Below are 23,268 nucleotides of genomic sequence, written 5' to 3' on the forward strand. Positions count from 1 at the left end.
AAACAGTAAGGTTGTTACCTGCCAAGAAGCCAAAGGCATCATTTTTCTTTTCATCGCCTAACTTTACAGTAAACTTGTTGTCAGCTTCGTCTTTATTAACATACACATCGAATCCACGTTGTGTCGTTTTTTCAAAGGCTTCCAACTGTCCCTGTGTCGCTACTTGTGATCTGTCAAATGTAGCATCCCGTTTATCTTTAGGAATCCATGTAGTATTGGACAAGCCCTTGATAATTTTCTTTTCACCGTCCACAACCAAACTGTCTTGGCTGTCAGGTGCGCCGAATGTCACTTTCTTAATTTGAGAAATAGACTGATTTGTACCGTCAATTTTCATTGACGTGCCGTCTTTTCCAAATGTAATACTTTCCAAATCGGTTAAATTCTTAGCCAATTTCACATTCATTACATTTTCTTGCGTGTTGACAGTGACACCGATATTGTTATCACTCAACTTAGTTGTGTCTGCACCGCCCTTGATTGAAATATTCTGATTCGAACCGCGATGAAGGACATTCTTATCCTTTTCATGGTCATCATTTTCGCCCCATGTAGAATCATCTCCGGCGAAATGGAGCGGACGTGTCAATTGATATAATTGACTGCCATTCACAGCGTCAGTACTTGTGGCTGCCACCAATCCGGAAGCCACATTTTGAATACGGCGTTCGTTCCCTTTTGCACCCACTGTGACAACGCCTACCGGTTTAGTACCTGCAAAGGCATAGCCGTAAATAGAATCTTTCGTATACTCTTTATTGGCAGCAGATAGTGTTTCATCTTCGTTGTATGCAGCATTATCGCCCAAATATACAGACTTGTCCAGCGTAGTGGTAATACGGTTACCTAAGACTTGCACGTAATTATTCTGTACTTGGTTGTTGTTCCCCATAACCTGTGCGTCTTTAACCGCTTCCGAAACCTCTTTAGGTATGTCTTGACCTTCAGTCCCCTGTTCTGTGATATTTTTAATGATTCTAACCTCGTTAGCATTACCTATAATCTGTGTTCGATTTGCCGCTATCTTACTATTCGCATTACCCATAATTTGAGCATTAACTGTAACTCCCTCTACTTGAATGTTTTTATACCCGAAAAGAAGAGACTGTGTTCCTGCTACATTACTATTTTCATCGCCGATAACAGAGAGTTTTTCACCATCAATAGCGCTATTCGTATTGCCGATAACGTGACCACTCTTCGTAGAAATCTTCGTATTACTATTCCCTAAAATTTGTGCCTGCGCCGCAGAAATAGACGAGTTTTCATTACCGATGAGTTGTGTATCTTCTGCTGCTGTAACCTCTTTATTCTTATTCCCTAAAACGGTATTGCGGTTCCCGGTAATGTTATTATTTTCATTACCGATAACGCGTTGATCTTCGCCGGACACATTCGTATTAGTAAAGCCGATAACATGAGTTTTCTTGCCGGTGATAGTGTCATTGAAACTACCCAACACTTGTTGATTAGTGCCAGCAATCGCCTTATTCGAGAAACCGATAACATGACCATTTTCAGTAGTAACGCCGGTATTGGCATTGCCGAATACATTGGATCCCTCTCCAGCAACCTGTATATTATCATTGCCGATCACTGCTAAATTAGCACCACTTACCTCATTACGTTCACCCAATGTTTTTACAGAGTCACCGCTAATTTTGTTTTCATTACCTAATGTAGTAGTATGATGGCTGGTAATCTCGTTCTTCTCGCCTAATACGCCGGAAATCGTATTACTATTCGTTAATTTATTCTCACTCCCTACAAGGAATGTGGATGTAGTTTCTACTAATTCATTCGTACTACCGGTAACAAAGGAATTATTAGTTCGTGTTAACGTATTTGCATTACCTACAATATGATTATCTTCACCGCGAACAATGGCTTGATATGACGTTTTTCCATCTAATCCATCAAGGCTCTTGAACTTTGACACCATGGTATTGCGGTTACCGAGAACGGTGGAATCATTATCGGAAATCCCTTTAATCGCTGCATTGGCAATAGTATCTAGCACATCCTTGCGATCATCATCTGTCAAATTCATATTATCATTACCGATAACATAGCTATTATCACCGGATACGCCATTACGCGTACCCATTGTGCCAGATTCTCTGCCTAGTGCCGTATTGTGATTACCGATGGCCAAGGCTTTATTACGAAGGCTCCACGATTCACTGCCAATGGCCACACCATTTGGTTGATGTACTTCTGCCAAATGACCGATGGCAAGACCGTCTTTTGCATATACGGTTGATAAATATCCCATCGATAAGGCATAATCGACGCCAGTGTTTTCACTTTCCGCCTTATACGCTTTCTTTTTAGTTAACGCCCGTGGGCCGATAGCCATACTGTAATTACCTTCCGTTTGTGCACCAGCACCAATCGCTACATTATAGCGATATCCGGAGTAGGTTTTCGTCATAACCGGCTGTACTTCTTCCCCACTTCCTTCGATGGTAGGTTTATCATTTTCATTGAACCAACCGGTACCGATTGCCAAACTGCCTTCACCTTGTGCTTGTACATAGTTACCCATAGCCGCACTATATTTATTGGTAGCACTTGCATCGACACCGAAGGCAACGGAATTTTCCCCCGTAGCGCCTTCATTGGCAAAATTATGCTTATGGCCCGTAGTACGGGTGGAGAAATAGTGACCCATTCCTTTTTCTGTATATTCTTTAAGTTGTGCTAAGTTAACTGCATCGCCTGCATGTACGCCTTTTGCCACATTGTGAATGACTGTACCAGTTTTATTATCGCCTGCTTGTAACGTAATGCTTGGATTCCCACCAATGGCTGCCGGGTCATAATGAAGGTCTGTTTTACCAAGTTCACCTTTCGCCTTGACCATAAGATCATTACTTACTTCTGTCATGCTAGCGCGTAATTGTGCCAACGTAACTGCATCTTGATCATCTACGGCGTCACCCACATTCGTCACACGACGAAGCATACCTTTTTCCGCATTACCTACAGACACTATCCCGCTCTTAGCATCTGTACCTGTAAGGGCTGCTTTCTTGTCTGTCACATCCTGTTTCAATGCAACAGAGCCAGCGCCTAATGCGATATTGCCATCCTTAGCATTCGCTCCAGTACCTAAGGCTAAGGAACTTTCACCTTCTGCAATGGCAGCAAAACCATAGGCAGCGGTAGAGTTGCCCAACGCTTGTGCCTGATAACCTACAGCGGTACCATTATTAGCCGCCAAGGTTTCACTACCGATGGCGGTAGATTGTACTAATTTAATAGCTTGTGAATCTTCCGCAATGGAAGGAATCTTCATTTTAGGTTCTGCCGTTGGATCCACCGGATCTGTTCCTGGTGCTGGTTCAGGTATATTCTGATCTGGTTGGGTAACCGCTTTTCTAAAGTTTGCATGGTACCCGATAGAAACGTTTTTACCGATAGGGTCTGTACGACTTCCTAAGATATTTCTGCCCGCTTCGGAACCGATGGAAATGTTGTAGTTACTTTGTACATTGCCACCACTCTTATAGCCGAGAGCGATATTTTCGAGCCCTTCCATAGCTTGACCGGCCTGATTACCGATGACGATATGCGATGCGGCAAGCGGAATTGTGCCCGTTCTCTTCATGCCCAGACCGGCCTCTGCACCGATGGAAATGGTTGCATCTGATAGGGTCTGTGCGCTACGACCGATAGCGATCCCATCGATACCAGTACCAAGGCCATCCTGTTTCACTTCTCCATCTAACACGGGTGGTTCTATATACTCGCCGACCTGAGCGTCTTGCCCAATAGCCACGCCGCCCTTCATGTAGGTTTTAGCGCTATGACCTAATGCCATGCTTTCTTCTGCAAAAGTTTGCGTTGCCGCACCGATAGCAATGGCATACTTATTAGTAGCTACAATATTAGCAGCATTACCGATGGCAATGGCACCTTCAGACTGTTTAAGAATTTTTGCTTCTGTACCGATAGCAATCGTATTCGCATTATCCTTATCCCCGATTTCTACGCCATTACCGATACCGATGGAGTTTTCACCCCCTGCTGTAAGGCGTCCTGCTTCTCCGCCGGCGGCAATCCCAATCGCACCTTCACCGGAAGTTGTGCTCACACCGATGGCCATGGAATTAGCACCTTGTGGATCTGCATCGTGCTTATTATCCATGCTAGTACGGAAATATCTAAATCCCAATCTAGCATTTTCACCGATATCTAACCCTAAATTTTTCTGGCCCGCAGCCTGTCCATCTATTCTTTTCTGAATAAAATCTTGAATTTTTTTGAAATTATCATCTGTTTTCTGCTGATTGGTAGCCACTGTCTGATTTGTTGCATTAATTTGTCGCTGCAAATTCTGGTTTACACCGGAAATCTGACCTGCCAATGCTGCTTTTGCATCGCCTACATCTTTATTTATTTTATTCGTCAAATCCGTTTTAGCTTGATTCAAGTTTTGGTTGGTGGTATTAATCTTTCCTTGCAAATCATTTTTGACTGTTGTTAAAGCAGTATCGGCTGCCTTTTTATTGTCGCCGATAGTCTTCTCCAATGCGGACTTGGTCGTATCAATCTTATTGGACAATTCATTTTTGGTATCAGTTAACGTTTTATTTGTTGTATCTATTTTCTTTTGTAAATCATTTTTTGCTGTTGTTAACGCATTATCTGCCGCTTCTTTATTGTCGCTAACGGTCTGTCTAAGATTTTTTATATCTTCTTTATTCTGTTTGATATCTTTTTCGTTTTGTGATACACGACCTTCTAAGGCTTGATTGGTTTTACCAATTTCTTCTTGTGCTTTCTTTATTTTTCCTTCTAAATCGCTCTTTGCTGCCCCGATATCTGTAGCAATTTTCCCTTCCAAAGCAGACTTTGTGGTATCAATTTTCCCGGACAACTCATTTTTTGCACTCGAAATTTCATTGGAAAGCGCTTGCTTTGCTTGATCCAATGTTCCGCCCTGTTTCGTAATATCTTCAATGGCTTTTGCATTATTACCTATTTGTTCTTTATTTTTACCGATTTGAGTTTTATTGGCTTGAATATCTCCGGCATTCTTTGCAATGGCGTTCTTATTCGTATCCACTGCACCACCGGTACTCGTCAACTTTTGAACGGCATTCTGAATAGCCTTGTCCAATGTCCCGCCTTGTTTCGTAATATCCGCTACCGATGTTTGAAGTTGCTTAATGGCTCCACTATTCGTCCGTTGACTCTCTTGAAGTCGCTGCATCCCTTGTCCCGTCGCATCCAACATCGTATTAACTTGATCAATCGTTTGATCCAGTTTTCCGCCGGCTTTCGTGATATCGTTAATAGCGTCTTTATTTGCTTGCACTGATGCTTCAAAATTTTTCAACGACTGATCATAGGCACCTAATGCAGTACTATGTGCCTTAATTTCTTTTCCCTGTGCTTGAATAAGATTTTGTTGAGCAGCTAATTTCTCCAATATTTCTTGAATCTGACTTTCCAAAGCCGGATTATTCTCATTTGGCCCTGCCGCATACGAAGCACTCGCTCCCCCTGCTATTCCCATCAAGCAAAGTGATAAAGCTACCATTAACCGTAATTCACGATTTCTACTTCTACTATTTTTGTCCTTCCCACTGCGTTTCACGATTTCCGACACAACTTGGTACATTCCACGTGCGCGATTAAATATTACCTTATAGATTTTATTCATTTTATGCCCCTATTAATTTCTATCAACTATGATTTTTTTAAATAACTAAATCATTAATATTATATATCTAAGAATACTCTCCCCCATACTTTAATGTCAACCTCATTTTTCGGCTTCAATATTTTAAATTTTGTTTTAATTTTTTAAAAATAAAACGATTAATTATATATCGTTTATTACATATACCTACAAAACAAAACTTTTTACAATTACTTTTCAATTTCAAATTTTTATTTTTATGTCCTTAAAATATTTTCCAAATAAAAATTATTTCAGTATTTATATATTGTAAAAGAAATATTTTATAGTTTGAACATAAATAAATATTTTTATCAATGACAAAATCATTCAAAAACAAAACAGATGCCACCTACAAATAAAGGTAAGCATCTGTTTGCAGTATTAATTTAATATCGTTCAGCTTTGTAAGTACATAAAGATAAAAATCTGTTTCATTTAAATATTTATGATTTTTTATTTTAACGCAGTTACACAAATTTTAATATAATTTCCAGAGCGTTCTATTGAATACCGCATTCAATGTTTTGAACGAGAGGTATAGAATAAGTCCCGTTCCGAAGAGCAGAAGTCCGCCGGAGAGAATTTTTACCCATATTACGGGGTAGTCTTGGCAGTAGTGAAGCAGTCCGTTTACAAATGCCATTGTAGGGAAGCTGCATGCCCACCAGCTCATTCTGAAATCGGATGTTTTCATAACATGTAATATTTTCAGTACTACCGGCCAAAACATAAATATTCCGGCATTTATGAAAAGTTGTGTAAATGTGTCCGGTTGAAATGTGGATGTGTATGTAATATATCCCATTCCGAACGGTGCCATAAGTATCATCAGACTTGGTTGTACCGAGTCCGGCATATGTTTTGCAAATATACTGTGTGTGAACAGAAGTGCTATAACCGGAATACCCAGTATTATTCCTATTGCTACACAGAATACGGATATATCATGAAATCCCGGTTGTTTCAGTACATTTCCCGCTACCGGAATGGTAATCGGTCCGAGTACGGCAAGCAGCCATGCAGGTGTAACCGTTCTCAGTATCTGATCGTCATATAGCCAATGTTTCAGAAGTATCCAACTGAATACCATAATAAGTATCATTCCGGCATACCAAAATATACATGCCAGTGTATAGTTGTACGGTGCGGTTACCGCTGCCAGAAGTACGGTCGATACATTGAATGTTCCGAAGAAATTGATTTTCGTGGGACTGTTCCATTCCGCACGTACTGTGTCAAAATCCAATTTCCATTTTTGTATGTACCTTACAAGTATAAGTATGTACAAAAGTAATGCACACGCTCCGAAAAATTCTCCGATTATTGCCGGTGCTCCCCAGAGTTCGTGTGCCATTCGCCAACCGAAACACATTCCGCAGTAACCCATTGATGCGGAAAAGGTAGATATGGACATAAAATGTACAAATCCTATTTCACGTATTTTTTTCCTGTCTACTATCTCAATAATTTCAGCCAAAGTGTTTCCTCCTCACGTGGCAGAAAGAACCGTTAAAACTGAATGAATCATTTTCATTTTGAGATATAAAATATGAAAGTGTTTGTCTTTCTGTCATTTCTATTCTATTCATAAGTTTTTACTTATATATTATAGCACATTTTTAATATTACATTTTTGTGCTAATTTTTTTGTTGCACTTAGATTATAAATTCAAGGCTTAAAAAACTTTTAGAAAATTTATTTCAAGTTACAATCACATTTTTGCTATATCTTTTTACATAAAAAACGATTGATTGCTCAATCGTTTTTTATTTTTATTTATTTCAATTATTGTTTTTATTTTCAAGCTCTTCACGTTCACGTTCTTCTTCCTGCTCAAGCAATTGCAATTCTTCCAACTCCAAAGCTTCTTCGCGTTTTCGAAGTGCGTCCTCTTCTCTGATGATTTCTTCTTCTTCTTCGAGAAGTTCTTCTTCTTCGTTCTTGACGAACATTAAAAGCAATGTAAAAGACAAAAGTATACAACTTATCCAAATCATTTTTACGCCGATTATGTGTGCAAGTCCTCCGCCCAGTCCGGCTCCGAATGCAAAGAGCAATATCACGCCCAAGTAATGTGCCGTCTGATGTAAAAATGAATCGTCGCCCGTTTCTATATATACGCTCAATGCAGATATACCTCTTCGCATATTTCCTATACACATGGTACTTGCGTACGGAAATCCGTTTACTTTACGGAATGACTGTACTTGCATTGCACATGCAAATGATGTCATCGCATTTGCTATAAAATTTATTTGTTCGGTACAAGGAAGCATACCTACTATAAACAGCAGTATAACTTCAATTAAAACTATTCTTTGTCGCCAATGAAATATATTGTGCATTTGATACCGACTTCTTATTTTTGTCGCCACAAATACACCTGCCATAAATGCCAATAGAGGAATTAAGTATTTGAAGAATGATTCCCATTGTCCTAAAAAAATGTGTTCACTCATAAAAACTACGTTTCCCGTTTGTGCGTTTGCAAATACTTTTCCTCTTATAAAATATGAGTAAGCATCTTGCAATCCTCCCGATATTGTCAAAAGTGCCATAACTATTACCGTATCGGACATTTGTTTTTCTTTGTCGCACAATTTCTTACATTGAATTTTAAACTTTTCTACATATAAACTACCATCAAACACTTTCTTCCTGCTTTCTTTATTCAGCTGTTTTAATATTTATTTTCGTCACCTTGATTTATAGATAATTTTTATATATCTTATTATACTAATTTTCACTTTTTCTTTGCAACTTTATTCATTATGTATATAAATACCGTTTTTGCAAGTAACAAAAAAAGACGGTTTTCCGTCTTTTTTCGTATAGATTATAGTTTTTTTAAGGAGATAAAAACTATTCATGAGTAATTATACCTCTTTTTTGTATATTTTTCAATTTTTTTATTTTTATTTCATTTTTTCCGTTACTATATATGCTACTGATTTTGCTGCAACTAAAAGTGCATCTTCATCTATATCGAATTTCGGATTATGATTATAGATAACTTTTTTCACATTTTTTGGTGCTGCTGCTATAAAAAAATAACATCCTTTACAGATTTTGTTATAGTATGAAAAATCTTCAGAAGGTGCTTGCGGAGGAAATTCTTTTACTTCTTTTATATCTTTGTCTTTTTTTGTCGCTTTTTCCAAAATTTTTACTACTTTTTCAGTAAGTTCAATATCATTATAAAGCGGCGAATAATCATTCTTATAAGTAAGTTTACATTTTACCCCAAATCCCGTTTCTATTCCTTTTGCAAGTTTTTCAAGTTCCTCCCCAATTAATTTTTGTCCTTCGTTCGACATACAGCGTATATCTCCTTCAAGTTCGACACTTTCTTTTATAATGTTAAATTGTCCTTTCCCGTCAAATGATCCAATTGTGATTACTCCTACATCAAAAGGGTTCAATCTTCTGCTTATGACGGTTTGTGCTTGTGTAATGAAGTATGCACCTGCTACTATCGCATCGTTTGCAAGGTGCGGTGATGAGCCGTGTCCACCCACGCCTTTTATTTCAAGTTTCATATAGGATCTTCCGGTGAAACTGTATCCTTTATGCCAGCCTACCGTTCCTGCAGTCCCATCAGGTAAAAGGTGTATTCCGTATATTTCTTCCATGTCATCCAAAAGTCCGGATTCCACTATGTCTTTTGCTCCGCCAGGTGCCATTTCTTCCGCATTTTGATGTATTATTTTTATTGTTCCTTTTATTTCGTCTTTGAGTTTAATCAGGCAGTCCGCAAGTATCATAAGGTATGCGGTATGTCCATCATGCCCGCATGCGTGCATGACTCCTTCATTTTTTGATGCAAAAAAAAGCCCCGTTTCTTCCTTTATAGGAAGTGCATCGAAGTCCGCACGAATTCCTATGGTTTTCCCACTTTTTCCACCTTTTATCGTAACTACAATTCCGTTTTTACCTGCTATATTTTTATGTATTCCCACATCTTTCCCTTCGTAGAATTTTGCTATATATTTTGCAGTTTCGGTTTCGTGAAACGACACTTCGGGATTTTCATGAAGATGCCTTCTTATTTGTATCATTTCATCTTTCCGTTCTTCAAGCATTTTTATGAGTTTTTCTTGTAATTCCATTTTTTCTCCTTTAAAATTTTATTTCTGTCAGTTTCTTTATAACACAGTTAAAAAGTATTTACAATTTTTTGATATGTAATAAAAAAATTTACACTTCGTTTTCGTTGAAAGTGTAAATTTTTTCTTTTTATTTTATTGTGAACAGAAGGTCTCCGCCTTGTACGTTCTGTCCTTCTTTTACGTTCATTGATGTGATTGTTCCGTTTTTCGGTGCTATAATCGGATTTCCCATTTTCATGGCTTCAAGTACGAGTATTTCATCGCCTTCTTCCACTTTTTCGCCTGTCGTTCTGCTTACATATACGACTTTACCCGGCATCGGTGATGTTACCGGTTCTCCGTCACCTGCGGTTGTTTCAGGTTTCGGTGCCGATGTTTGCGTTTGTGCTTGCATCGGTGCGGGTGTCGGTGCAGATGCTTGTTGTACTTGTACCGGCGATTGCGGTATTGTTCCGTTTTTTATTTCACTTACTTCTACTTCATATGTTTGACCGTTGACTGTGATTGAAAACTTTCTCATTACGGTGCCTCCTGATTTTTAATATATTCCGTTCGACATGCTTGCCAGTCTTGCCGCACGCTTCCATCCTGCATTATCGGTGCGTTTTATAGATAATACTTGTCCTGCACCCATGCACATAACCGCTGCCGATATTACCGCTATGATTTGAGGATCGATTTCCTCAAGTTCATTTTGCGTTTTTTCTTGTGTCGGCATTGCGATTTTTTCTTGTGTTTCAATATCTTTTTCCGTACATGGAATTTCTTCACCTTTTTCATATACTTCGCTCATGTCGATTTTTTCTATATCGGCTTGTTCTACATGATCCGGATATTGAGTATTGTTTATTTCTTGTACGTTTTTTACGTTCTCTTCATTTTGTATATTTTTTGCAAGAATTTCTTTTTTCGCTTTTTTTACGGATGAAAGTGCATAAAGTGCCGCTATACAACAAATGATTGCAATTGCCGCTGCCGCCAAGGTTATATACAGCATTTGTTCGTTTTCCATTTTATCATCCTTTCATCGTTATACGGGGAAGTTTCCATGTTTTTTTGCCGGCAATACTTCGTGCTTGCTTGCAAGCATTCTCAATGCGTTTATTATCATCGGTCTCGTTTTTTCCGGATCGATTACCGCATCTACATATCCCATTTCCGCCGCTTTGTACGGTGTCGCAAATTCATCAACGTATTCTTTTGTAAGTTCTTCTTTATTTTCAGATTTTTTAAATATTATATTTGCCGCACCTTGCGGTCCCATTACCGCAATTTCGGATGTAGGCCATGCAAATACTTGATCTGCTCCGAGTTCTCTTGAGCACATTGCAATGTACGATCCTCCGTATGCTTTTCTCAGTATTACGGTAACTTTCGGTACTGTGGCTTCGCAGTTTGCAAAAAGCATTTTCGCACCGTGTCTTATTACTCCGGCATATTCCTGTTGTTTCCCCGGTAAAAATCCAGGTACGTCTACAAGGTTTATCAATGGTATGTTGAAGCAATCGCAAAATCTTATAAATCTTGCGCCTTTGTCCGATGCGTTGTAGTCGAGACATCCTGCCATACATAACGGTTGATTTGCCACTATTCCTACAGTTTGTCCGTCCATACGTGCAAAGCAAGTAATGATATTTTGTGCAAAATCTTTCGCAACGTCATAATATTCTCCGTTGTCGACTATTTCTTTAATTACATCATACATATCATAAGGTGCATTTACATTGTCGGGAATTATACCGTTCAATGTTTCAGATATACGATCCGGCGCATCGCCTGTGTCTACACACGGCGCATCTTCCATATTGTTTGAAGGAAGGAAACTCAAAAGATATCTTATTTGATTTATACAATCTTCATCGTTTTCGGCTGCAAAGTGTGCAACTCCGGATGTATGTGTATGTGTCGATGCTCCGCCAAGTGCTTCGGCAGTAATTTTTTCTCCTGTTACCGATTCTACTACTTTCGGTCCTGTAAGGAACATTTGACTTGTATTTTTTACCATGTAAACAAAGTCGGTGAGTGCCGGTGAGTATACCGCTCCGCCTGCCGCCGGTCCCATTATTGCGGATATTTGAGGAATTACTCCCGATGCATTTGTATTGCAACGGAATATTTTCCCGTATCCGGATAATGCGTTTACACCTTCTTGTATACGTGCTCCGCCCGAGTCATTCATAGCCACACAAGGTGCACCTACTTTGAGTGCCGTCTTACATATATGTACTATTTTTTCGGCGTGCATTTCACCAAGTGAACCTCCGATTACGGTAAAGTCTTGTGCATATGCAAATACAAGCCTTCCGTCAACCGTTCCGTATCCGGTTACTACACCTTCGCCCGGTAAATCCTTTTTTTCCTGTCCGAAATTGTGACAGCGTGATTTCACAAGTGCATTTACTTCTACAAAGGAATTATCGTCAAATAACAATGCCAAGCGTTCACGAGCTGTAAGTTTCCCTTTTTCATGTTGTTTTTTTATTCTTTCTTCTCCACCCATGTTTTCTGCATGTTTCAATTTTTCGTGAAGAATTTCCATTTTTTCCGAAACTGTTGCCATTATAATTCCTCCGGTTTATTTTTATGAGCAACTGCTAAGAGCTGCTACAAGATTATTATACAATATCTGTTTCTTTTGTAAATCTCATGTTTTCGATATTTCATTCTTTTAATTCAATCCATGCCGACATAATTATCGCAAAAATCGCCCAAAGACAGCCTGATACCGAACGACTGAAGAGTGTATAATCTCCTATTCCGCTTACAAGTATTCCTATTGTTACCAGAACTCCTCCGAGTCCGATTGATTTATTTATTACATCTTTTGCTTTTTTGTATAATTTAAAACTTGTATATCCATGTAAAAAAATAAGCAATATATAGGTAATTCCGCCTATTATTCCCGTTTCCGCAATTATGGAAAGATACATATTGTGTGCATGATACATTATAACCGTTTTATCTTGTATGTAGAAATTGTAATCGGGATATGTCAAAAAGTAACTTCCCCATCCTATTCCTAAAAACGGATGATCTTGTATCATCGCAATTGTACTTTGCCAAAGTCCGATGCGAAGTGATGCGGATGTATCCGATTGCGATAACAGCGACATTAGTCTGATTGCTATTTGTCCATGATAAAAGAAAGCTACAATCGGTATCACCAAAAGTAAAATCAAAATTCTTTTGTCATACAAGATACCAAGTCCGGCTACCATTATAGCAAGACTTATCCATGCTGTTCGTGAGTATGTCAATGCTGCTGCAAAAAGAAGCGCTATGAGAAATATTCCTAAAATAATTTTTTTCTTTTTCTCGTTTATTTGCAAAAAGAATGACGAAACAAATCCGATAATCATAATAAGGTATGTTCCGAAAAGATTAGGATTTTCAAGTGTAGAATACATTCTTCGTGACAAAAGAGGGAACTTTCCTGCATCTACCCAACTTTGTGTAACAAGATCATGTGCCATGTCTTGTACGTTTGCATATTGTATAAATCCGTATGCCAACACAATTGCCGCAACTGAAAGCAGCGCATATATAAGTTTTTTCCGATTTTCGGTATTTCTTGAAAAATTTAATATGCTTACATACAAAATCGCATACATAAAAGGTAAAAGCATCCAATTTGTAATCGAAAAAATTATGTCTTTCGAGTTTATTGTCGAAATTGCGGAAATTACGAGAAATATCGCTCCTATACTTTTCAATGTTCCGAATTCGAGTTCCGTTCCGCTTTTTTTTATTTTTATGAGCATCAATACAAATGAAACTACCAGCGGTGCTGTCCATATGTATGCATTAAGCGGTATAAGAATTATTGTAGCTGCCAAGCAAAACATAAGAGTTTTACTTTCTTTCAGAGAAATGTTTTGTTTTTCGTTCATATATTCTCCTATAAAAACACCTCTTATATTATATAAGAGTAATTTGCTTCTATCAAATTAGAATATTTCATCATTTTCCGTTTTTAATTAAATCATAATCATATATTGCTTGACAATAATTTTTTTTGATGATAAAGTAGATTTCAACTTGATAATGACAATGAAGAGAAGAGTAAATGTACATGAACATCTTAGAGAGCTTCGGTCGGTGAAAAGAAGCATGGAATTGCACATTGAAGATGGCCTCCGAGTCTGTTTTGCCGAATAGTCAGGCATTCCGGGAACTCCCGTTACAGAGAAAGAGTATCGAAAGAAATTTCCGTACTTTTAGAGGTGTATGCGGTGACGTATACATGAATTCGGGTGGTATCACGGTTTCTCCGTCCCTTTTGAGGGTCGGGGATTTTTTATTGTCAAGTATTTTATATTTTTAGGAGTTTTGGGAGGATTATTATGAATTTAAAGAAAACTGTTATTGCAGGTATCGTCGCTTTGTCGGCTGTGGGTTTGCTTGCCGGATGTTCTTCGGACTCGGCAACTAAAGGCGAATCGAATGAAGTTACGTTGAAGGTCGGTGCTTCACCTGTTCCGCACGCACAGATTTTAAATCACATCAAGGACAAATTGGCAAAGGAAGGTGTCAAACTCGAAGTTGTAGAATTTAATGATTTCGTTCAGCCGAATTTGGCTTTGGAAGATAAAAGTATTGATGCAAACTTCTTCCAGCATCTTCCGTACTTAGAAAAGTTCAATGAGGAAAGAGGTACTCATGTAGTTTCCATAGGTAATATACATATCGAACCGATGGGTATTTATTCTTCAAAGATTAAGGATTTAAAAAATTTGAGTGACGGTTCACGTGTATTGATTCCGAGCGATCCGACAAACGGCGGTCGTGCATTATTGCTTTTGCAGTCTGCAGGCTTGATTAAGCTTCGTGACGGTGTTCCGATTACCGCTACAGTACAAGATATTGTAAAAAATCCGAAGAATTTACAGTTCTCCGAATTGGAAGCACCTCAAGTTCCACGTTCAATAGATGATGCGGATATTGCGGTTATAAACATGAATTTCGCCATTCAGGCAAACATTTCTCCGTCTTCCGCTCTCTTTACCGAAGGTGCAGATTCTCCTTATGCAAACATTCTCTCGGTTCGCAAGGGTGATGAAAACAGACCGGAAATTCAGAAGTTGCTGAAAGCTCTGCAGAGTGATGATGTAAAAGAATTCTTGAAATCCGAATACAACGGAAGTATCGTTCCGGCATTCTGATAAATAATAAAACCTCGAAATCGATTATTGTGATTTCGAGGTTTTTAATTTATTCTCATTTTTAATTTATTCGCATATGTAATTTTCAATAAGTTCCAACAATTCTTTTCGTCCTTCATTCTTAAGTGACGAGTATGCAATCGGAGGATTTTTCAATTGAAATATTTTTTTTACTTGTGCGAGATTTTTTCTTTTTTCGTTATTTCCGAGTTTGTCCGCTTTTGTTGCGATTATTTGCACGTCAACGCCTGAGTTTACGAGCCATTCATAAGCTTTCATATCCATGGCAAGTCCGGGGTGTCTTAAATCTACCAAAAGACATATAAGTATAAGTTTTTCCGATTTATATATGTAGTCGGATATGAAACTTGACCACATGTCTTTATTTTTTTGCGATGTTTTTGCAAAACCGTATCCCGGAAGGTCGACAAGGTACCAATCTTGTCTTTCTTCTTCTTCATTTATCGCTTTTCGTGATTGTACGGCGTAGTAGTTTATTGTACGTGTTTTCCCCGGTTCCCGACTTACTCTGGCAAGTTTTTTGTTTCCGCATAATGAATTTATAAGTGATGATTTACCTACATTCGATCTTCCGATGAATGCTATTTCCACGTATTCATCTTCTACGTATTGTTTCGCATTCACTGCCGATTTTACATACGCTGACGAAAATATATGAAATTTATTTTTATCTTTGATTTCCGCCATTTTTTACTCCTTACTTCATTAATGCATGTGCTAAAACTTCTTCTACATTTTTAACAAATATTATATCTATACCTTCTTGTATGTTTTTAGGCATATCTACCAAGTCACGTTTATTCTTTATCGGTATGAGAACTTGTTTTATTCCGAATTGTTTTGCGGCAAGCAATTTCTCTTTAAGCCCGCCGATAGGAAGCACTTCTCCGGTGAGTGTGATTTCACCTGTCATTGCGGTATCGCCTCTGACTTTTCTTCCCGTATATATGGATGCCATTGCGGTTGCCATAGTTATTCCGGCAGACGGACCGTCTTTCGGTACCGCACCTTCCGGAAGGTGTATGTGCGTGTCCAAACTTTCATAGAAGTTTTCTTTGAGTCCGAGTTTTTTAGCTCTGCTTCTTATATATGTGTATGCCGTTTCCGCAGATTCTTTCATAACGTCACCGAGTTGTCCGGTGAGTATCAATCTGCCTTTTCCTTTTATTGTAACGGCTTCGGTGTCCAATACTTCTCCGCCTACCGCTGTCCATGCAAGTCCGTTTACTCTTCCTACTATGGATTCGTGTTCTTCCGACATAGGCATGAATTTTTCGGCTCCGAGGTATTTTATAATCGTTTTCGATGTAAGATTCGGAAGTTCTTCATCTTTCAATACTATTTTCTTTGCAACTTTACGACAAAGCGTACCTATTGTACGTTCGAGTTCACGTACTCCCGCTTCTCTTGTATAACTTCTGATTATTTTTCTTATAAGTGCGGGTGTAAATCTCACATCTTCATTTTTAAGCCCGCTCATTTCTTTTTGACGCGGTACAAGGTATCTTTTCGCTATTTCAAGTTTTTCGTCTTCGGTATATCCGGAAAGACTTATTACTTCCATTCTGTCGAGTAATGCCGCCGGTATCGTAGACAATGTATTTGCAGTAGCTATGAAGAATACTTTTGAGAAGTCGAAAGGTATATCTATATAGTTATCGTGGAATGCTTTGTTTTGTTCAGGATCGAGCGCTTCCAAAAGTGCCGATGCCGGATCCCCTCTGAAGTCGGATCCCACTTTATCTATTTCATCCAAAAGTATCAAAGGATTTTTCGTTTTAGCTTGATTTATAGCCTCAATAAATCTTCCCGGCATTGCGCCTATGTATGTACGTCTGTGTCCTCGTATTTCGGCTTCGTCATGAAGTCCGCCCAATGAAATACGTGCAAACTTACGTCCCATTGCATCTGCAATTGATTGCGCAAGGCTCGTTTTACCTACTCCGGGCGGTCCTACAAAACAAATAATAGGTGCTTTTGCATTCGGTGCCAAAATTCTTACCGCCAGGTATTCGAGTATATGTTCTTTTATTTTTTCAAGTCCGAAATGCTCTTTGTCGAGCATTTTTTTCGCATGATGAAGATCGAGTTTGTCCTTGCTTTCTTTTTTCCAAGGAAGTCCCATTATCCATTCAAGATAGTTTCTTACAATTGCAGTTTCCGCCATCATCGGAGGCATCGTTTCAAGATGAGATATTTCTTTTTCGATTTTTGCCTTCGACTCTTCGGGTATACCGCTTTTTGCAAGTTTCTTTCTGTATTCTTCGGCTTCTTGTTCTTGTGAAATACGATCTCCCAATTTGTCGTGAATGCTCTTTATTTTTTGACGCAGGAAATAATCACGCTGTTCTTTTTCCATACGTGTACGTACTTCTCCGTTTATTTCGGCTTCCATTCTTCCGATTTGTATTTCATCGTCAATGTATTTTTGTACAGCTTTCAATCTTTCCATTACATCCAAAGTTTCAAGCAAGTCTTGCTTTCTGTTCATCGGAATAATGAGTTGTTGCGCTATAAAATCTACGGTACTACCCACTTCGGACATTGAACGCAGTTGTGCGGTTTGTTCTTCGGAAAGTGAGATTTTACCTTGTTGCATCCATTCAAAGAACGATGTAAGCAATACTCTTCTGTATGCTTCGGCTCTTATATTGTCTTCGGGATATATCTCTTTCACTTTTTCAAATTCGGCGGTCACATAGTCTTGTGTTCTTTTTATACTTTTTACCGTCACTCGAGAGACACCTTCCACTAAAATACGGATAAGTCCTCCGGGGAGTTGAAGCATTTGTCTTATTTTTATGAGTGTACCGTATCTGTACAAATCTCCTTCTTCAGGTGCTTCTATTTTTCCGTCTTTTTGCATTACGCCTACAAACATTCTGTTTCCTTTTGATGCTTGGCGCACTGATGCTATCGAATCTATTCGTCCTATATCTAGGTTTGTTACTATACCGGGATATACAATCATGTCACGCAACGCCACCATCGGCAGTGTCACATAACTTGTATTTTCTATAATTTCGTCCATATATTTCCTCCATACCGGTTTTTATAAAAGTTTCAACCTTTATTTTATCATAATCACGATAATAAAAGTATAGAATACAAATTCATTTCTATATAATCAATTCATTTTAGTGTCTCAAATTCCTTTTATACTTTGTCCAAATACCTATATCGTAACTTTTGATATTTTATCTGCATAATCGCATTTAACTTACACAATGTCTTTTGTTCTTCCCGTTTACTTTTTATGATGAAAATTACATATATTTATATAAAGCAAATTTCCCCAATAAAAAACGTCAACATTGTTGACGCTTTTTACTAAAACTTGGCACTTACGCCAAGTTTTACTTTCATATTATTTTCATTTTTTCCGGTTCGATATGTAATTGCCGAATTAATCGTCACATCTTTCTTTATTTCTTTTTCCAATCCCAATTCAATCTCGCCGACAACGTCTATTCCTCGTTTTCTTTTCTTTTTTACGGAACTATATCTTTCCATTACTTTCTTTGCGTATAATCCATCATAATTATTTAAATATACATTTGCTTTCACATATACATTTTTACGTGTCGCCTTGACACCCGCTCTAAGCTCATGAAGAGTGAAATCGAGTTTCGGTAACGGATTTAAATCCGGATACACATCATCTAAGCTGTCCTTATAACTGTCTCCATGCATTTTGAACATCGTATATTGAAGTTGCGGTTCTATATGCCAATCATTTTTCCATGGAATTTCCTTCCCTACCTCAAAAGATATTCCCGTTCCGTTTATACTGCGACTTGCCTTCTCATTGGCAAACATTCCGTTATCAACAGTTTCCATATTTCCCTTAGATTCTAAACGTTGAAAAGCAATGTCTGCATATACTCCGTTTTTCAAGTAACGAGTATGATGAACTCCCCAACCGGACACCTTATAATCACCATTTGATACATAGTACCCTTTCGCAGAATAATTAGCTTTGTTATAAGCATTAAATATAACTGTTCTGAAATATTCGGCCTTTTCCGTTCCTTTAATCAAATATATACCCGTCAGTGTATCGGATTTCACCCAATCGATACCTATATGAAGCATTTTCACATGAGATTCTTTTCTGAAATTTTTATTGCCTGTCAATACGTAAGAAGACAAACGGTTGGACTGATAATCAGTCCACACTTGGTAACGGTTGTCCAATTCCCACCGATTACTCCTGTCATCTGAACTTAATATGCTCGATTTCATAATATTTACTTGATTATCCATTTCAGCCGGTTCAATGGCAACGGCATTATGGTATAAAACCATACTGCCATCCTTTAAAAAATGCTGTGTCTGTCCATCTTTTTCTAATCTATACCCGATAGAACTGATCCAACCTGTCAAACTTCGTGGGAAAGAAAGCGAATTCTCAAAAATCGAATTATTATTTGTGATATTGGTTCGAAAACGAAGTTCGTATGTAGATCCGTGTTTTACAATTTGATAAGTTATCCAACTCGGTTTCCCTTCAAATTCACCTTCCCAAACTTTAGTTTCCTCATTTGAGAAATAAATTACTTTTCCGTCATTTCTGACCAAACGGAATTCATCCTGAGGTTCGGCATATATGGGATTTTTCATGCACATAAGCAAAGTAAATATACATATTCCGATTATATTCTTTGAAATATTTTTCATAATCACTCATTCTTTCGTTTATTTAGTACATATTTTTATTCAGAGTTTTAATTATATCACCCCCCCCCGATTTTTTGTAAATGTATTTTCAGCTTCTTTTACATAAAAAAACGAAATCGTCATTTTAAACGATTCCGTTTTTTCTTTATATCGCAAATATTTTCAATATTCAATTTATTAAGCATTCTTATCATCTGACAAGGTACCCTTCAAGTCGTGATCGGTCATTGCACATACTACCGCATCCGACCATACATTTTCCGCAGTTTCCACCATGTCTATGATTGTGTATATAGGAAGTATTATTCCCATAATTCCTATGGGTGCTCCTACCGATGACATGAGTGAAAGTGTAAGAAAATAGCATCCCATCGGTACTCCTGCATTTCCTACCGCTGATATTACGGATACGAAGAGCCATACTATCATCATCGGAAGTGTCAGTTCGAATCCTCCGTTTTGCATGAGGAAAAGTGATGTGACCAAGATGAATGCCGCACATCCGTTCATGTTTATTGTTGTACATATCGGAAGTACGAAGCGTGATATTTTCGGATTTACTTTCAAATTTTCTTCTGCCGATGCCAACGTGACCGGAAGTGTTCCGGCAGAGCTTTTCGAAAAGAATGCAAGTGTTATCGCCGGAAGCATTTTTTTAAATACTTTTACAGGATTGAGTCCTCTTGCAAGGAGGTATAAGGGAAGTACTATAAAAAATTGTATTAAGTTTCCGACAATTATAACGAGTGTGTATTTTCCCAATGCTCCTACAATAATTCCGGTTGCAATTTGTGCGGAAAGTTGTGCCGAGAATGCCAAAATTCCGAGAGGCAATGCCCAAATTATCGCTTTTATCAATACAAACAGTATTTCTTGCAATCCGTTTATTCCTTTGAGCAAAACTGCGTGATTTTCAGTTTTGGGCATAAATGCAAGTGACAGCCCTACTGCGGCGGATATAATCATCACCGAGAGAGCATTTCCTTCCAAGTACGGTTGCAATATATTATTCGGTATTACTGAAAGGAAGTGATCATAATAACTTATATGTGTCAGTTTTTCAGGTACTTGTTCGACACCTGCATTCACAAGCGATACCGGTAAGTTTCCTGGGTCGACAACTATGTATAAAGCAAGTCCTATGGCAGCGGCACATATTGTTGTAAGCAGTGTGTATGTAAGTGCGTGTACAAATATGCGTCCGGTGTCTTTTTTTACTCCTATTGATGCAAGTGTGGTTATTACGGTGAGTGAAATGGTCGGTATTGCTATGAATTGAAACAGTCGTGTAAATACGGTGGCAATAAATGCAAACATCTGGTTGAGCATCGTATTTCCAAGTCCACCCAGAATTCCTCCGATAACCAATGCGGCAATCCACAAAATGATTTGCTTGCTTTGGTGATTGTGTCGACTTTTGAGTATCAGTTCTTCCGCTTGTTTTTCAATCGAGATGTTTTTATTTTCTTTTTCCATTTTTGCCTCCTATGCACAAACAGTAAAAAACGTTCCATTTCCAATGGAAAGAAATACACTCCGATTGTTTGAATATTCCGACTTCCACATATAATACCGATGTTGTTTTTATTTTTTATCGATACCGGAAATTCTCGGTTTTGTGCACTTTTTTTCGGGTGAATATTATTTTCAGTCTATCATTCATGTTATTTATTGTCAACGAATTTTATTTTTTCGATTTATTATATTTTCGTGCAAAAAAACGGGATAATTTCAAATATCCCGTTTCATTTACTATTTCCTTTTCAGTTCCGGTTGCTTGTTGTGTACAACTACGTCTTCGGTTATTATACATTTTTCCACGTCTTTCATTTCCGGTATGTCGTACATTACTTTTTGCATTATTTTTTCTATAATGGCACGAAGTCCTCTTGCACCTGTATTTCTTTCGATTGCTTTTTTTGCTATCGCACGTATTGCTTTTTCTTCAAATTCAAGTTCGACGTTATCCATCTTAAGCAACTTTTTGTATTGCTTTATCAATGCGTTTTTCGGTTGTGTCAAAATTCGCACCAATGCATCTTCGCTCAAAGGACTGAGTGCTACAAGTATCGGAAGTCTGCCTATAAATTCCGGTATGAGTCCGAATTTCAAAAGGTCTTCAGGCTCTACCATGTTTAATATTTTTGCTACGTCTTTTTCTTCTTTTTTCTTTATATCGGCACCGAATCCGACTGCACTTTTTGTCAGTCGTTTTGCTACTACTTTGTCCATTCCTGCAAATGCTCCTCCGCATATGAAGAGTATTTTCGAGGTGTCGAGTTGTATCATTTCCTGATTCGGATGTTTTCTTCCTCCTTGAGGCGGTACGTTTGCAACCGTTCCTTCCAGTATTTTAAGGAGCGCTTGTTGTACGCCTTCTCCCGATACGTCTCGTGTTATTGACGGGTTTTCCGATTTTCTTGCTATTTTATCTATTTCGTCTATATAAACTATTCCTCTTTCCGCTTTTTCAAGGTCGTAGTCTGCCGCTTGTATAAGTCTGAGCAGTATATTTTCTACGTCTTCACCTACATAGCCCGCTTCGGTAAGTGTTGTAGCATCGGATATTGCAAAAGGTACATCCAAAAATCTTGCAAGTGTTTGTGCAAGAAGTGTTTTTCCGCTGCCGGTCGGACCGAGCATTATTATATTGGACTTTTGCAGTTCGACATCGTCGTTTCCGCCGTCCTTTTCGTATTTTATACGTTTATAGTGGTTGTATACCGCTACTGCAAGTGCAATTTTGGCTTCTTCTTGATCTATAACGTATTGATCCATGTATTTTTTTATTTCTACCGGTGTCGGAAGCTTGAATTCTTCTTCAAATTCGGATTCGTTTACTTTATATTGTTCTTTCAATATATTTGCACAGACATCTATACATTCGTTGCATATGTAAACGTCCGGTCCTGCAATAAGTTTTCTGACTTTGTCTGCAGTTCTTCCGCAAAAATTGCATTCCGGCGATTTTCTACGTTTATTATCCAAAGTACCTCCTTCAGTCTTTTGCAGTTAATTCGTTTCTTGTAAGAATTTTGTCGATAAGTCCGTATTTCAAGGCGTTTTCCGCTGTCATGAAGTTATCTCTTTCGGTGTCTTTTTTTATCACGTCAAGAGGTTGTCCGGTATGTTTTGCCAAAATTCCGTTCAATTCGTCACGTAATCTTAAAATTTCACGTGCATGTATTTCTATTTCCGTTGCTTGTCCTTGTACTCCTCCCAAAGGTTGGTGAATCATAACATTTGAGTGGGGAAGTGCAAATCTTTTGCCTTTTGCTCCGGATGTCAAAAGTACCGCCGCCATGCTTGCGCATGAACCGATACAAATGGTAGATACGTCGGGTCTTATATATTGCATTGTGTCATATATCGCCATTCCTGCGGTTACCACTCCTCCGGGACTGTTTATGTACAAGTGAATGTCTTTGTCCGGATCTTCTGCTTCCAAAAACAGAAGTTGCGCAATAATTACATTTGCCATATGGTCTTCTATTTGTCCGTCAAGAAATATAATTCTGTCTTTCAACAGACGTGAATAGATATCATATGAACGCTCTCCGTGAGAGGTTTGTTCTACTACTATCGGAACGTATGCCATTA

At 38.3% G+C, this 23,268-nt stretch carries 15 protein-coding genes and 1 other annotated feature; of the genes, 1 reads left to right on the top strand and 14 read right to left on the bottom strand.

What is annotated here, in order from left to right; translation table 11 throughout:
- From P6922_RS05230 to P6922_RS05265, 8 genes are all read right to left on the bottom strand, one after another.
- A partial coding sequence (locus P6922_RS05230) for an ESPR-type extended signal peptide-containing protein (protein WP_276874923.1) occupies positions 1-5,674 on the bottom strand: 5,674 nt, incomplete at its 3' end.
- A gap of 499 nt (positions 5,675-6,173) precedes the next feature.
- A complete protein-coding gene (locus tag P6922_RS05235; protein ID WP_007553986.1) occupies positions 6,174-7,172 on the bottom strand; it encodes an SLAC1 family transporter in 999 nt (332 codons plus the stop codon).
- A gap of 305 nt (positions 7,173-7,477) precedes the next feature.
- Complete coding sequence (locus tag P6922_RS05240; protein WP_276874926.1) at positions 7,478-8,347, bottom strand: YoaK family protein; 870 nt, start codon at positions 8,345-8,347, stop codon at positions 7,478-7,480.
- A 264-nt stretch (positions 8,348-8,611) separates the two neighbouring features.
- Positions 8,612-9,805 (bottom strand): amidohydrolase, encoded by a 1,194-nt coding sequence (locus P6922_RS05245; protein ID WP_276874928.1) that lies wholly within the window; start codon positions 9,803-9,805, stop codon positions 8,612-8,614.
- A gap of 127 nt (positions 9,806-9,932) precedes the next feature.
- Positions 9,933-10,325, bottom strand: a complete 393-nt coding sequence (locus P6922_RS05250) for a biotin/lipoyl-containing protein (RefSeq protein WP_276874930.1) — start codon at positions 10,323-10,325, stop codon at positions 9,933-9,935.
- An 18-nt stretch (positions 10,326-10,343) separates the two neighbouring features.
- Entirely contained in the window at positions 10,344-10,817 is a 474-nt protein-coding gene (locus tag P6922_RS05255; protein ID WP_276874932.1) for a sortase, read from the bottom strand.
- An 18-nt stretch (positions 10,818-10,835) separates the two neighbouring features.
- Positions 10,836-12,365, bottom strand: a complete 1,530-nt coding sequence (gene mmdA / locus P6922_RS05260) for a methylmalonyl-CoA decarboxylase subunit alpha (RefSeq protein ID WP_007556239.1) — start codon at positions 12,363-12,365, stop codon at positions 10,836-10,838.
- A 100-nt stretch (positions 12,366-12,465) separates the two neighbouring features.
- On the bottom strand, positions 12,466-13,695 hold the full coding sequence (locus P6922_RS05265; RefSeq protein WP_276874935.1) for an O-antigen ligase family protein: 1,230 nt from the start codon (positions 13,693-13,695) through the stop codon (positions 12,466-12,468).
- Between the two features lie 151 nt (positions 13,696-13,846).
- Positions 13,847-14,086: a binding site (T-box leader), on the top strand.
- Between the two features lie 62 nt (positions 14,087-14,148).
- On the opposite strand from P6922_RS05265, the gene P6922_RS05270 reads away from it, so the two are divergent.
- Positions 14,149-14,967, top strand: coding sequence for a MetQ/NlpA family ABC transporter substrate-binding protein (locus P6922_RS05270; RefSeq protein WP_276874938.1), 819 nt, complete (start codon positions 14,149-14,151; stop codon positions 14,965-14,967).
- 66 nt (positions 14,968-15,033) lie between these two features.
- On the opposite strand, the gene yihA is transcribed toward P6922_RS05270, so the two are convergent.
- From yihA to clpP, 6 genes are all read right to left on the bottom strand, one after another.
- Entirely contained in the window at positions 15,034-15,675 is a 642-nt protein-coding gene (gene yihA, locus P6922_RS05275; RefSeq protein WP_276874940.1) for a ribosome biogenesis GTP-binding protein YihA/YsxC, read from the bottom strand.
- Between the two features lie 10 nt (positions 15,676-15,685).
- Positions 15,686-18,019 carry an endopeptidase La gene (gene lon / locus P6922_RS05280; protein WP_007556234.1) on the bottom strand — a complete coding sequence of 778 codons (2,334 nt, stop codon included), beginning with the start codon at positions 18,017-18,019 and terminating at the stop codon, positions 15,686-15,688.
- A gap of 299 nt (positions 18,020-18,318) precedes the next feature.
- Entirely contained in the window at positions 18,319-19,668 is a 1,350-nt protein-coding gene (locus P6922_RS05285; RefSeq protein ID WP_276874942.1) for an autotransporter outer membrane beta-barrel domain-containing protein, read from the bottom strand.
- A gap of 177 nt (positions 19,669-19,845) precedes the next feature.
- Positions 19,846-21,144 (bottom strand): dicarboxylate/amino acid:cation symporter, encoded by a 1,299-nt coding sequence (locus P6922_RS05290; RefSeq protein ID WP_276874943.1) that lies wholly within the window; start codon positions 21,142-21,144, stop codon positions 19,846-19,848.
- Between the two features lie 276 nt (positions 21,145-21,420).
- On the bottom strand, positions 21,421-22,656 hold the full coding sequence (clpX, locus tag P6922_RS05295; protein ID WP_276874944.1) for an ATP-dependent protease ATP-binding subunit ClpX: 1,236 nt from the start codon (positions 22,654-22,656) through the stop codon (positions 21,421-21,423).
- 10 nt (positions 22,657-22,666) lie between these two features.
- The gene (gene clpP / locus P6922_RS05300; RefSeq protein WP_174249865.1) at positions 22,667-23,266 is read right to left on the bottom strand and encodes an ATP-dependent Clp endopeptidase proteolytic subunit ClpP; all 600 of its coding nucleotides are present in this window, start codon (positions 23,264-23,266) and stop codon (positions 22,667-22,669) included.
- Positions 23,267-23,268: the final 2 nt, after the last annotated feature.

Origin of the sequence: Dialister micraerophilus, from assembly GCF_947090205.1 — a bacterium.
Classification (GTDB): Bacteria; Bacillota; Negativicutes; order Veillonellales; family Dialisteraceae; genus Dialister; species Dialister micraerophilus.